The 12,964-nt window shown below is 44.8% G+C and carries 11 protein-coding genes and 1 pseudogene; 9 read left to right on the top strand and 3 right to left on the bottom strand.

The genetic code is table 11. The features are described from left to right. The 4 genes from G561_RS0103720 (at position 1) to G561_RS0103705 (ending at position 4,414) form a co-directional block, all read left to right on the top strand. Positions 1-1,119, top strand: a complete 1,119-nt coding sequence (locus G561_RS0103720) for an ABC transporter permease (RefSeq protein ID WP_028858349.1) — start codon at positions 1-3, stop codon at positions 1,117-1,119. Between the two features lie 82 nt (positions 1,120-1,201). After that, positions 1,202-2,680, top strand: coding sequence for an efflux transporter outer membrane subunit (locus G561_RS0103715; RefSeq protein WP_051584349.1), 1,479 nt, complete (start codon positions 1,202-1,204; stop codon positions 2,678-2,680). Positions 2,681-2,783: 103 nt separating this feature from the next. Further along, on the top strand, positions 2,784-3,689 hold the full coding sequence (locus tag G561_RS0103710; protein ID WP_028858347.1) for an alpha/beta fold hydrolase: 906 nt from the start codon (positions 2,784-2,786) through the stop codon (positions 3,687-3,689). A 101-nt stretch (positions 3,690-3,790) separates the two neighbouring features. Further along, positions 3,791-4,414, top strand: a complete 624-nt coding sequence (locus tag G561_RS0103705) for an alpha-ketoglutarate-dependent dioxygenase AlkB family protein (protein ID WP_172462164.1) — start codon at positions 3,791-3,793, stop codon at positions 4,412-4,414. 7 nt (positions 4,415-4,421) lie between these two features. Here the strand turns inward: G561_RS0103705 and G561_RS0103700 are convergent, their stop codons facing one another. From G561_RS0103700 to hisA, 3 genes are all read right to left on the bottom strand, one after another. Continuing rightward, positions 4,422-5,417: an NADP-dependent oxidoreductase gene (locus tag G561_RS0103700; RefSeq protein ID WP_028858345.1), complete on the bottom strand. Its 996-nt coding sequence runs from the start codon at positions 5,415-5,417 to the stop codon at positions 4,422-4,424. A 138-nt stretch (positions 5,418-5,555) separates the two neighbouring features. Beyond that, complete coding sequence (locus tag G561_RS0103695) at positions 5,556-7,271, bottom strand: mechanosensitive ion channel domain-containing protein (RefSeq protein WP_081794360.1); 1,716 nt, start codon at positions 7,269-7,271, stop codon at positions 5,556-5,558. A 56-nt stretch (positions 7,272-7,327) separates the two neighbouring features. Then, a complete protein-coding gene (gene hisA, locus G561_RS0103690) occupies positions 7,328-8,116 on the bottom strand; it encodes a 1-(5-phosphoribosyl)-5-[(5-phosphoribosylamino)methylideneamino]imidazole-4-carboxamide isomerase (RefSeq protein WP_227674000.1) in 789 nt (262 codons plus the stop codon). A gap of 389 nt (positions 8,117-8,505) precedes the next feature. Between hisA and G561_RS0103685 the strand changes: the two genes are divergently transcribed. The 5 genes and pseudogenes from G561_RS0103685 to G561_RS13885 all read left to right on the top strand — a co-directional run. Beyond that, positions 8,506-9,870, top strand: a complete 1,365-nt coding sequence (locus G561_RS0103685; RefSeq protein WP_028858342.1) for a Na(+)-translocating NADH-quinone reductase subunit A — start codon at positions 8,506-8,508, stop codon at positions 9,868-9,870. Between the two features lie 5 nt (positions 9,871-9,875). Beyond that, positions 9,876-11,108, top strand: coding sequence for an NADH:ubiquinone reductase (Na(+)-transporting) subunit B (locus G561_RS0103680; RefSeq protein WP_028858341.1), 1,233 nt, complete (start codon positions 9,876-9,878; stop codon positions 11,106-11,108). Beyond that, the gene (locus G561_RS0103675; protein WP_028858340.1) at positions 11,092-11,949 is read left to right on the top strand and encodes a Na(+)-translocating NADH-quinone reductase subunit C; all 858 of its coding nucleotides are present in this window, start codon (positions 11,092-11,094) and stop codon (positions 11,947-11,949) included. The genes G561_RS0103680 and G561_RS0103675 overlap by 17 nt, the downstream gene beginning before the upstream one ends. A 1-nt stretch (position 11,950) precedes the next feature. After that, positions 11,951-12,625, top strand: a complete 675-nt coding sequence (locus G561_RS0103670; protein WP_028858339.1) for an NADH:ubiquinone reductase (Na(+)-transporting) subunit D — start codon at positions 11,951-11,953, stop codon at positions 12,623-12,625. A 103-nt stretch (positions 12,626-12,728) separates the two neighbouring features. Continuing rightward, positions 12,729-12,964, top strand: a pseudogene (locus G561_RS13885) (IS982 family transposase); the annotation flags it as partial.

The following is a 12,964-nucleotide window of genomic DNA, read 5'->3' as shown; positions in this document are numbered from 1 at the left end:
GTGCACTTTTTAAAAAACCTGCTAACCCTGACCATCAAAGAATTACGTAGCTTATTTAAAGACGTGACCCTAATGGTGATGATTGTGGTGGTTTTTACGGTTGCGATTTATACCGTTGCCGAGGGTATAAGTACTGATGTGCGTCATGCTCCTGTCGGTGTGGTTGATTATGATCGCAGTACTTTGACTCATCAAATTCGTGATGCCCTACAGCCCCCATTCTTCCAGCCTCCTGTCGAGATAAAGAAGCAAGAAGTTGATGAGTTAATGGACAAAGGTGAGCTGATATTTGTCCTGGAATTCCCGCCTGGCTTTGAGCGCGATGTTTTATCAGGCCATAAGCCTGAAGTACAGATGCTTATTGACGCCACAACCATGACTCAGGCCGGTGTTGGTCAAGTCTATATATCACAAATCTTTAGCCGTGAAATCAGTAACTTTTTGAGTGAACCCGATCCTCCGTTGGTAGTCGAACCAGTACTAAATGTGATGTATAACCCCAACCTAGAGAGTCGCTGGTATATGCCGGTGATGGAAATTGATAATATGATTACCTTGCTAGCCATTGTGTTGTCAGGGGCGGCTGTTATTCGGGAACGGGAACGAGGCACTATTGAGCATTTGTTAGTAATGCCAGTCAATGCGGCTGAAATTGTTTTCTCAAAAATCCTCGCCAATAGCTTGGTTATTTTGGTCGCCTCGATGCTGTCAATGGGCTTGTTTGTGCAATACTTTTTAAATGTTCCCTTAAATGGGTCATTATGGTTATATGGATTTGGGGTGGTGATTTATTTATTTTCCATCTCTTCATTGGGTATTATGCTCGCCACTATCGCCCCTACTATGCCGCAGTTTGGGCTACTGATGTTGCCTATCTATGTAGTAGCCTTACTGTTCTCCGGAGCCACTGCACCACGCAGTAATATGCCCGAAATGGCACAGACTATTAGTGAATATTGGCCAACCACCCAGTTTGTGGATTTTTCTCAGAATGTGCTATTTAGAAACGCTGGTTTTGATATTGTATGGCCAGAATTGTTGATAATGGCAGTTATCGGGATCGCTTTTTTGATATACGCCCTCTCACGTTTCAAAAACATGCTAGAGCGCTTGAGTTAGATCTATAATGCCAGCTGTTATAGATCAACAGATCAGCGGCTTATGACCTTTAAAATATAGGATATATCACAAGGATAAAGCTATGCACTCTTTAACTAAAATTGCTACCTTAAGCACCCTTACCCTTTTTATTAGTGCCTGTCAGACGCCGCAAACCACCCAAGTAGAGCGTACTAGTGAAGTGCCTATCCCAGCCAGTTTTGATAAGGCTAAAGCAGCCCAAGGCAGTCAACAAATAAGTCAATGGTGGCAAAATTGGCATGACCCTTTGTTAAGCCAGCTGATCAACCAAGGCCTACAAAACAGCTATGACATCCGTATTGCCGAAAGCAATTTAAAAGAGGCGATGGCTATTAGCCGCTTAGCCAATGCCAATCTTGGCCCTCAAGCCGGAGTTGGTGGCTCTGCAGGGGTTGGTACTGGCTCTATTGAACCCTCTAAAGATGGCAAGCTCTATGATTTCATTCGTCCTATTCCCGGGGCATCTAACCTATACGATCGCCGCGATATCGATGCGGCCTATGCTAATGTTGGTTTTTCAGCTTCTTGGGAGCCTGATATCTTTGGCCAAAAACAAAGTGATATCGATGCTGCTAACTATGCTGTCATGGGTATGCAAGAAAAAGTTTATGGCGCACAGTTACTGGTGTCCAATCAGATTGCAGAGCACTACTTAGCAGCACGGGCCGCTGAACAACGTGAACAAATAGCCAATCAAAACCTTGAAACATTACTCCGCTATCAGCGTTACGTCAAAGGCCGCTTTAACGCTGGACACGTCACTATTGAAGAGGTTAATAATATTGCAAGCAAGCTCAATGCTGCTCGTGCCAAAAAGAGCACCTTTCAAGCTGAGCGTGAGGCCCATGTTCGCAGTATTGCGGTATTGATCGGTCAGGTGCCACAAAGTTTTGAGCTACCCCGATCTACTATAGATGTGCTGGAGCATCAGCCTGAGGCACCTAGTGGTCAAACCCCGCAGGGTCTTCTAGAGCGCCGGCCTGATATTCGCGCTTATGCTTCACAAATTAAAGCTTATTCAGCCAAGCTAGCTAGTGCAGAAGCGGACTTATTGCCTCGCTTCTCCATTAACTTCTTGGGCCAAGGTGGACGCATAGAGATTGATAGCGATGTTCCTGCATTGAAAGGCTGGGGCAGCCTATTAAGCGTGGGCATCAACGTGCCTATCTTTACCAACGGACGCATTCAAGCCAATATCGATAGTGCTGACTCCCGTTTGCAGACTGCATTACTGCAATATGACCAAAGCATTTTACAAGCCTTGGGTGAGGTGGATAGCGCCTATCAGGCACACCAAGCTTTAAAGCAGCAAAACACTCTTCTAAACACGGCTGAACAACAAGCAAGAAAACGGGTCAGTGATTCCGAAAAACTATTTCGCTATGGCAATAAAACATTAGACAATGCGCTTGATGCCCAAATTGAATTACAGCAACTACAAGAGCGCAGAATTGATTCAAAGCTGGCACGAGCCAACATGCTATTAAATATTTATAAATCTCTTGGTGGTGGCTGGGACAACACTAAATCCGTTTCATAATAAACCACAATTTAATGCCTCACTGTGCATAATTAGTCGCTAGGATTTAAAGGCTGTTAGGGATAAACTATTGAAATCACTCCGTGTTAAGGATTAACCATAAATGCAACAATATGAACACCGTATCACTTTATCGGGCAAGCTAGCACGATACTATGATTTTTCGAACTCTGATTATTCAGATTCGGACACGCTGCAAAAGCCTCTGCTTCACTTTTATGGAGGTAATGGCTTCGTTACCGGAGTTTACCAACCGTTAATTAATGAGCTTAGCCAGCAGTTTAATGTGGTCAGCTTAGCGATGCGTGGCTACTGGCCGGATTTACCTACCGATAAGGTTATGACCCGAGAACAAGATGCGGATGTATTGATTGAATTTTTGGAACAGACCCAAACCGGCCCAGTAATTGGGGTGGGTCACTCGCAAGGTGCCACTGCAACCGCAATGGCTGCCGCCAAACGACCTGATTTATTTTCCGCCCTGTATCTTATTGACCCAGTCACCTTTACCAAAAAACAGACTTTGCTCTATAACCGCATTCCTCGATTGGCTTTACTGACCCAAGAGCCATTCAAAAGCACTCGCAAAAAACAAACCGACTGGGACAGTGTCGATGAGTATTATCAAGACTTACGCCAAAAGCGTGCTTTCCAGCGAATTAGCGATGCTCATTTAAAGATTTTTGCCAAAAACAGCTTGGTAGCTAAAGAAAAAGGGCAATCCGGATTTAGTTTGTTATTTCAGCCCAAACAAGAGCTGGCTAGCTACTTTGGCACCCCTTACATAACACCTGCCCTAAAAAAGCTGAATAAGAAAGAAGTCCCTTTCTATTTGATATTGGCCAAGCCATCTATCTTCAATAGCAATAAAGTACGCGAAAGCTGGAAAGGTTTGGTGCCTATCCAAAACAGAATTGTCCTGTCGGACTATGGCCATCTACTTCCGCTAGAAGCTCCCAAAGCTTGTGCTGAAGTCATTTTCAATTTTGAGCAATCGCGGATTAAGTAGCCCATTCCATTATCAAGCCTACTGACATATTGGCTAGACAGCTTGGTTAAATAGCAGCAAAGCTACTTTATCTCTAGGCTTTATATTATGGAGTTATAGCTATGGATTTATTTGCCCCAGAGCCCTCCTACAACCTACTGCCTTTTGACGGTATAGTGAATGATTTAGGTATTGTCTTAGTAGACGACGATAGTTTATATCAGCAGCTATTAGCTGAGCTGCCTTGGCAGTCCGATAAAGTAACATTATTTGGTAAGACCCACATTACCACCCGTCAGATTGTGTGGATGGGCGACAGTGAAACTGATGGCTCTCTGGCTTATAGCTATTCGGGACACAGCCGCGCCATCACTCCTTGGCACCAATCAGTGTTTCACGTGAAACAATTGGTTGAGCAAAAGTTATCCGAGATTGGGGTAGAAGTCTGCTTTAATAGTTGCTTGCTAAACTACTACCCCACTGGAGCGGATGGCATGGGTTATCATGCCGATGATGAGCCTGAACTTGGTCATCAACCGGTAATCGCCTCGCTGTCGTTGGGTGCTACCCGCAAATTTGTGTTAAAGCATAAAAAAGCTCAACACAAAGTTGAGCTTCATCTTAAGTCAGGACAGCTGATCGTCATGCGAGGTAGTACCCAGCAGTATTGGAAACATACGGTCACTAAAACGAAATTGGTACAACAAGGTCGAATTAGCCTCACCTTTCGTACCCTATATCCGTAACCTTACTTTATATCTCTAGCACAATTTTGCCAAAGCTATCGCCTTTTTCTAAGGCTTTGTGCGCATCAGCAGTATCTGCCAAAGGATACGTGGCTTGAATTTGTAGCTGTAACTTGCCAGCTGCTATTTGTTGCAATACCTCGGCTAAATCTTCAGCGTTTGGCTTGGCGATAAACCCTTGGACATCTAGCTTTTTATCAGCGCCCGCCTCTTTTAGCTTTTGGGCCCAAATCGAAGGCAATACCACCACACGCCCGCCAGTTTTAACCACAGTTAACGCTTTTTCACCGGCGTCACCACCGACCAAATCCAATAAAACATCGGCATTTAACTCAGGGAACTGCTCTTCTTTGGTGTAGTCAATCCAACCTTCAAGCTGGCTAGTATCGATCAAGCTTGCAATTTTTTGATATTTTTCAGCTGAGCAGATTACCGTCAGTTTGATACCGATTTCATCCACCTTATTCATTAATAACTGCAGAGCTAAATGACCCACACCCCCTGCTGGCGCACTCATTACCACGTGCTCACCGGCTTTTATTTCGGCAAAATCAATCAGCTGTTTGGCAGTAGTACCGACACAAGGTACAGCCCCTGCTGTTTTTAAATCTACCCCTTCAGGCACTTTAGTGAGCAGCTCAGCCTCTACGCTATTGTAATGGGCATAGCAGCCACCGCTAAAGTTTAAGGCAGCCACTTTATCGCCCACCTCAAACTGTGCTACATTACTAGAAACTACTTCGCCTGCCATATCAAAGCCTAATATCGCAGGCTTATTCTCGGCAAACTGCTTATTTTTGATATTCTCAGCACCCCATCCGAGGCCTTGGCGAGTTTTATAATCAACAGGATTAATGCCCGCATAAGCCAACTCTACCAATACTTGACCATTACCGACTGTCGGTACGGCAGCATCATTAATAAACTGCAATACTTCAGGCTCACCAAACTCAGTAATGATAATGGCAGATTGGGCTTGAGGTAGGTTTTGATTAGACGACATGACACACTCCTTGTTTTTATGAGACAAACGATAACTTTCATTCTAGTCTAGCACAACACTAAGGAGCCAAGTTGAGACTGCTTTCGGATCATGATCCAAAAGACATAGAATCAAAGCCATAACCAAAGAGGCTTACCATTATTCTTGGGGGCTGTTGCAATCTAGCAGGTCTTGGTCCCCACTATTATCCTGAATCTCTTCCTCTACTTTTTGCATCAGCTTAGGATCAGGTCGGGCATCGAGCACCTCATCCACCTGAGTATTGCCTAGAATGGCTTTGGCACGCTCCTTGGCTTTTTCTTTTTCTAGATTATCTGCTTTACGGCTTTTGCTGCTGGCCAACGCCTCTTCAGCCAGCTTGTTAAGCAGTTCAGGGTTGTGGCTAGTAGTATCTTGGGATTTTTGTTGCTCCCAAGCGGCAAGATAGTTAATAAGCGCTTCTTCCACCTCATTATCAAAGTGCATACGATAGGTTGGCTCAGGCAAGATAAAGCCATTATTTTCCAGAGCATGCTTCGCTTCTCTAATGGCAATACTGCGCGCTTTGGTAATATCGGTATTGGTTTGGTCAACCCACACCTGAAACTCAAGAAGAATATTAGAGTCACTAACCTCAGTAACAATACAAACAGCCTCCGGATCCTCTAGCACGAACTCTAAGTCTCGAACTGCCTGAATACCTACTTTAATAGCAGCAAGAGGATCATCGTTGGCATCCATAGCTAATTGAAAAGTAAATCGACGCTCAGGATTTTTGGTGTAGTTTAAAATGGTGGCTTTAAACACTTCTGAGTTGGGAATACGTAGCTGGTTACCATCTGCCGTCATCAGAATAGTGGCCCGGCTGGTGAGGCGTACTATGACCCCCTCTTGCCCGTTAATATCCACATAATCCCGCGCCCTAAAGGGCTGGCGTATACTAAGCATTAACGAAGCAATGTAGTTTTCAATGGTGTCTTTGACCGCAAAACCCACCGCAATACCAATAACCCCAGCACCCCCTAAAAGTGTGCCAATTATTGCTTCAGCCCCCATCAAGCTTAAGCCGAGTAGCAGACCTATAACGATAAATAATATTTTAACCGTTTGAGCAAGTAGCTCAGCAATAAAGGGGTTTGGAGTAATGCGTTGCCACAAAGACTCGCGACGAGCCAGCCAAGACCCAAACCAAACTACGATAATGAACACCACAATGGCGACCAGCAATAAGGGCAAAGCATGAATAAACCCTCGGAACTGCTGTTTTAACGCACTAATCACCGGAGTAACGTTGTCTTGGACATCTAGGGTACGGCTAATGCGGTCTTCAACTGCCACCACATCGCTAACCCTATTGGCCAAACTAATGGCCTGCTGCGCCTTCTTTTCATTAGGCACTTCACCAGATAAGCTGACTACCCCTTGATTGACGCTCACATTGAGCGCTTTAAGCCCTTCAATTTCGGAGTAAATCCCACTAATACGCTGTTTGATATCCTGATCATTAACCTGATCAGGTTTGGTCGCAATGACTGTGTCCTTATCGGTCAGATTACCCGCTGCAGGTACATTAACAGGCTCAGAAGCTTCAGAGGCAGCTTCGGTCGCTTCGGCTTCAGACTCGGCCTCCTCGTTGCCATCAACGGCTGCTTTATCCTCATTTTGCTCAATGTTTGTAGACGGCGTGTCGTCACTCTGGGCTTGTGCTTCAGGGACGACACTGGTTAAAGCCTGTGCAGGTAGAGACAATAAACAACTGCTTATTATCCATAACACAATCGAGCCAAACCAGGCGTTATGGCTTTTGGCTCTCTTAGCTTGGGGTTGCTTATTAGATTTAGCTTTAGTTTCAGGCAACTGTAAAAAGGGCGACATTCATATCCTGTTTTGCTTTATTCATCATTGCATTCTAAACCAAATAGTAGGGTTCTCTATTGGTCTAAATAGGCCTGTGCTTCACCCAAATCTAGAGTGCCTTCATAAATAGCACGGCCGGTGATAATCCCTTCTAGACAGTCGCCATAAGGCTTTAATAGCTCAATGTCTTTCATATTGGTCACGCCACCTGAAGCGATAACGGGTAGGCCACCTTCACGAGCCAAATTAACAGTCTGCTCAACGTTCACCCCTTGCATCATACCGTCACGGGCGATATCGGTATAAACGATAGACGACACCCCAGCATCGGCAAAACGCTTCGCCAAATCAGTGGCCTTAACGTCTGTCACATTGGCCCAGCCATGAGTGGCTACCAGACCGTCTTTGGCATCGATACCGACGATAATATGACCTGCAAACTCACGACAAGCCTCTTCCACGAACTCTGGATTTTCAACGGCTTTGGTACCAATAATGATATAGGTTAAACCGGCGGCTAGATAATGCTCAATGGTCTGTAAGCTACGTACACCACCGCCAAGCTGTACCGGTAGAGTTGGATGTGCCTTAGCAATCTCCATCACCACATTCTTATGCACTGGCACCCCATCAAAAGCGCCATTAAGGTCTACTAAATGTAAACGACGTGCGCCTTCATTAACCCAACGGGTTGCCATGGCCACTGGATCATCAGAGAACACTGTGTCATCTTCCATGCGACCTTGTTTTAGACGCACACATTTGCCATCTTTTAGGTCGATAGCAGGGATAAGTAGTGGCGCCACTGATTTATTTAAATTGTCTAAAGAATTATTCAAGGGAGATTTGGACTGATTATGCATATCAAAGACCTATATTTTTAGAAGCTTTTAAGCTAAATAAAGAAGAATCAAATAAAAATTACAATTTACATTTATGCCCTAAAATGGCTTAAATTCAGAAACAGACTGGCAATTTTAGGGTAATTTAACGTATAATCCTAGGTTATATTGTATATGTATTTTGGTAGCCAGTCGCCACTGTCTTCTATGTTAAGAGATTAGCACAGGTCTCACTGCTCGTTCTCATTTATTCTAAATTTTACGAGTTTACAGTCTGAAGTGCATTTTCGTTGTACTGCGCTAAACCCTCTTATCCCAGCAAGAGTCTCTCTCGGTCACCGTACCGTTCGTGGCTTGTTCACTACCGACAGGACGTCTGGCATTTCTTCGCTTATGGAATAAGTTCGCTTATGATTACCATCAAAAAGGGGCTTGATTTGCCCATTGCTGGCGCACCCAGCAGTGAAATCACCCAGCATTCTCCAAAGCACGTTGCACTGGTAGGCTACGACTATGTCGGTATGAAGCCTACAATGAACGTTAAAGAAGGTGATATAGTCACTAAAGGCCAACCCGTTTTTGAAGATAAAAAACGTGTTGGGGTGATTTATACTGCACCTGCCTCAGGTAAAGTCGTCGCCATTAACCGTGGCGAACGCCGAGTATTCGAAAGCATGGTTATTGAGATTGATCCCAATGCCGGCGCCGATGCTAATGAGGTTACGTTTCAGCAATATGCCTCTAATGAACTGGCTGGGCTTGATTCTGAAGCTGTTGAAGCGCAATTAATCAAATCTGGTGAATGGACTGCTTTCCGTACTCGTCCATACAGCCGTAGTCCAGAGGTTGGCTCTCGTCCACAAGCCATTTTCGTCACTGCTATGGATACCAACCCATTGGCCTATGACCCGATGTTGCTGATCCAACAAGAGCAACAGGCCTTTGATGACGGCCTTGCGGTACTTTCTACCTTATCACCAAAAACTTATGTTTGTCACCATGGTAATGCTAACCTAGCAAAAGCTGCTAATACTGCAGCGGGTAATAGCACTGAATACCATGCCTTTGCAGGCAAACACCCTGCAGGTAATGCGGGTACTCACATTCACTTCTTACACCCAGTAAGCCGTGAAGTCATGGTTTGGACCATAGGTTTTCAAGACGTGATTGCTATTGGTAAGCTATTTACCACAGGTCGTATCTATACTCGCCGCCTAATCAGCTTGGCCGGTCCTGGTGTAAAAAATCCACACTTAGTGTTGACTGATCGTGGTGCAGACCTAACAGAGCTTACTCAAGGTCAATTAAATGCCGGCGACAATCGTATTATTACCGGCTCGGTATTATCAGGTCGTAAAACCATTGCCAGTACTGCTTATCTAGGTCGTTTTCACAACCAAGTGAGCGTCCTAGAAGAAGGTTATGAGCGCCCAGCATTCCACTTCTTTAGTCTAGGTGCTAACCGCTTCTCAAAACTGCCTATTTACATCTCGCAGTTCTTCAAGGGTAAAAAGTACAACTTCACCACCTCAAGCAATGGCTCTCCTCGTGCTATGGTGCCAATCGGTGTCTTTGAAGAGGTTATGCCGCAAGACTACTTGCCAACCCAATTACTCCGTGCGCTGATTGTTGAAGACATTATCTCAGCAGTAGAGCTTGGTGCTTTAGAGCTTGATGAAGAAGATTTGGCTTTATGTACTTTCGTTTCACCAGGTAAATACGAGTTCGGCGATATCTTGCGTGATAACTTAACTCGCATCGAGCAGGAGGGCTAACGCTGATGAAATTCTTACATAATATGTTTGACCGCATGGAGCCTAGCTTTACCAAAGGCGGCAAATACGAGAAATACTACGCTGTGTTCGAAATGTTCGACACATTCTTACGTCAGCCTGGTACTACCACTCACTCAGCGTCTCACGTTCGTGATGGTATTGATTTAAAACGCATCATGATTATGGTGTGGTTATGTACCTTCCCTGCTATGTTCTGGGGTATGTACAACGTTGGCTTCCAAGCCTTAACGGCCATTCAACAGTTAGGCCTTCAGCCTGAAGGTTGGCGTACCGCAATCACCAACATGGTGGGCTACGATCCAAATAGCATTTGGGCCGCCTTCGTCTATGGTGCCATGCAGTTCTTACCTATCTATATTGTGACTTTCGTGGTAGGTATCGCTTGGGAAATCATTTTTGCCGTGGTTCGTGGTCACGAGGTGAACGAAGGTTTCTTCGTAACGTCTGTACTATTCGCTCTGTGTTTACCACCCGATATCCCATTATGGCAAGTGGCGCTAGGTATTAGCTTCGGTGTTGTCGTTGCAAAAGAAGTGTTCGGTGGTACTGGTAAAAACTTCTTAAACCCTGCCCTATCAGGTCGTGCGTTCTTATACTTCGCCTACCCAGCTTATATGTCAGGCGATACCGTTTGGACTGCAGTAGACGGTTTCTCAGGGGCCACTCCTTTAGGTCTAGCGGCCATTGGCGTAACTCCTGATAAGTTTGTCGATGCTTATGGCTCAGCCATCACCTGGATGGATGCCTTCTTAGGTAACATGCAAGGCAGTATCGGTGAAGTTTCTACCCTAGCTATCTTATTAGGTATGATCGTCCTAATCTGGACTCGTATCGCTTCTTGGCGCATTATCGCGGGCTGTGTGGTCGGTCTAGTAGCCACTTCAATGGTCTTCAACGCCATTGGCTCAACTGACAACCTAATGATGAACCTACCTTGGTACTGGCACCTAGTATTGGGTGGCTTTGCTTTTGGTGCGGTATTTATGGCAACAGACCCTGTGTCAGCTGCTCATACCAATAAAGGCCGCTGGGCTTATGGTATTTTAATTGGTTTCATGACGGTGTTAATTCGCGTCATCAACCCAGCCTTCCCAGAAGGTATTATGCTAGCGATCTTATTTGCTAACTTGTTTGCGCCATTATTTGACTACTTTGTCACTCAAGCAAACATCAAACGTCAAACGGCTCGGAGGATGCGTCATGTCCCAGCAGACTAAGAAAAGTTCAAACTCAAATATGACCACCATCACGGTGGCGCTGGTTTTATGTTTGGTCTGTTCTGTAATGGTATCCGCCGTTGCAGTAGGCTTAAAGCCAGCTCAAGTTGAAAACCAACTGCTTGACCGTAACAAAAACATTTTAGTGGCTGCCGGTTTATTTGACCCAGCCAAAGACACTAATGAAGATGTTGAAAAACGCTTTGCCGATTTCGATGTCAAACTGGTTGATTTAGAAAAAGGTGAGTACGCTACTGAAGCCGACTTATCAAAAGCTGGTATCACAGATGTTAACAACTATGATGCCAACCAAGCGGCTAAAAACAAAGCCTTGAGCACAGACTTAGGCAATGATGACCCTGCCAGTATTGGTGCGGTACCTAAGTTTGCCAAAGTTTATGTAAAAAATGATGCCAACGGTAAGCCTGAGTTAATGGTACTTCCTGTTCATGGCTATGGCCTTTGGGGTACCATGTATGGCTTCTTAACCCTAGAAGGCGACTTAAATACTGTTAAAGGTATCAGCTGGTACGATCACAAAGAAACACCAGGTCTGGGTGCTCGTATTGAAGAGCCAAAATGGCGTGCGCAGTGGGAAGGTATCCATGCGTATGACGAAAATGGTGAAGTGGCTACTGGGGTAACTAAGGCCGGTCAAAGCCGCGAAAACTGGGTCGATGGTATCAGTGGTGCAACCCTGACCAGTGTTGGTGTTCGAAACCTTATCCAGTTCTGGCTTGGTGAACGCGGATACAAGCCATTCTTAGATAACTTACGTGGTGGCACTCCTGATAGCGCAGCTAACGCTCAAACTGAAACCACTACGGGCGAGGAGGCATAACATGGCAACAGATACTAAAAAAATCTTAACCACGCCGATTTTTGACAACAACCCGATCGCTCTACAGATTCTGGGTATTTGTTCGGCGTTGGCGGTAACAACAAGCGTGCAAAACGCTTTGGTTATGTGTATTGCACTAACCTTAGTAACCGCGTTTTCAAGCTTTTTTATCTCAATTATTCGTAATCGTATTCCCTCAAGCATTCGTATTATTGTACAGATGACCATTATTGCATCTCTTGTAATCGTGGTTGACCAGATCCTTAAAGCGGTTGCTTATGATGTCAGTAAATCACTATCGGTATTCGTTGGTCTAATTATTACCAACTGTATTGTAATGGGTCGTGCTGAAGCGTTTGCGATGAGTAACCCACCTGTACCTAGCTTCTTAGATGGTATTGGTAACGGTCTTGGTTATTCTGCTGTTCTACTATTCGTTGCGGTTATCCGTGAGTTATTAGGTAATGGAAGCATCTTAGGCTTCACCCTACTTAACCCTGTAACCGATGGCGGCTGGTATGTGCCGAATGGCTTGTTGCTACTACCCCCTTCTGCCTTCTTTATTATTGGCTTATTCATTGCGATTATTCGTACTTGGAAGCCTGAGCAGGTTGAAGAGCCTGAATTTGTTATGAAGCCTCAGTCTAAAGGTATGGCTCATGGAGGAGGTCACTAATGGGACACTATATTAACCCCACTCTCAACACTTTTAGGGGTTGAAAAAAAATGACACCTCACTATCCTTAAAGTTTTCGACCAAGAAGACCAAGGACAATGAGATGCCACTTGACGAATTTATCATTAATATCTATCTGATGGTAGAGCAATATTACAACTTAGTCGTTCAAAAACCGTTAAGAAGAGGCGGATTTGCGCCTAAACTTAGCGATACTGAAATTATATGTATGGAGCTAGTTGGTGAGTTTATGGGCATGGATCAAGACAAACAAATCTGGCAATATTTTAAAAACCACTGGCTGTCTTGGTTTCCAAACCTTGGCTCTTACCCTAACTT

It is taken from the genome of Psychrobacter phenylpyruvicus DSM 7000 = NBRC 102152 (genome assembly GCF_000685805.1).
GTDB lineage: Bacteria > Pseudomonadota > Gammaproteobacteria > Pseudomonadales > Moraxellaceae > Psychrobacter > Psychrobacter phenylpyruvicus.
This window is presented reverse-complemented; position numbering and strand designations above follow the sequence as displayed.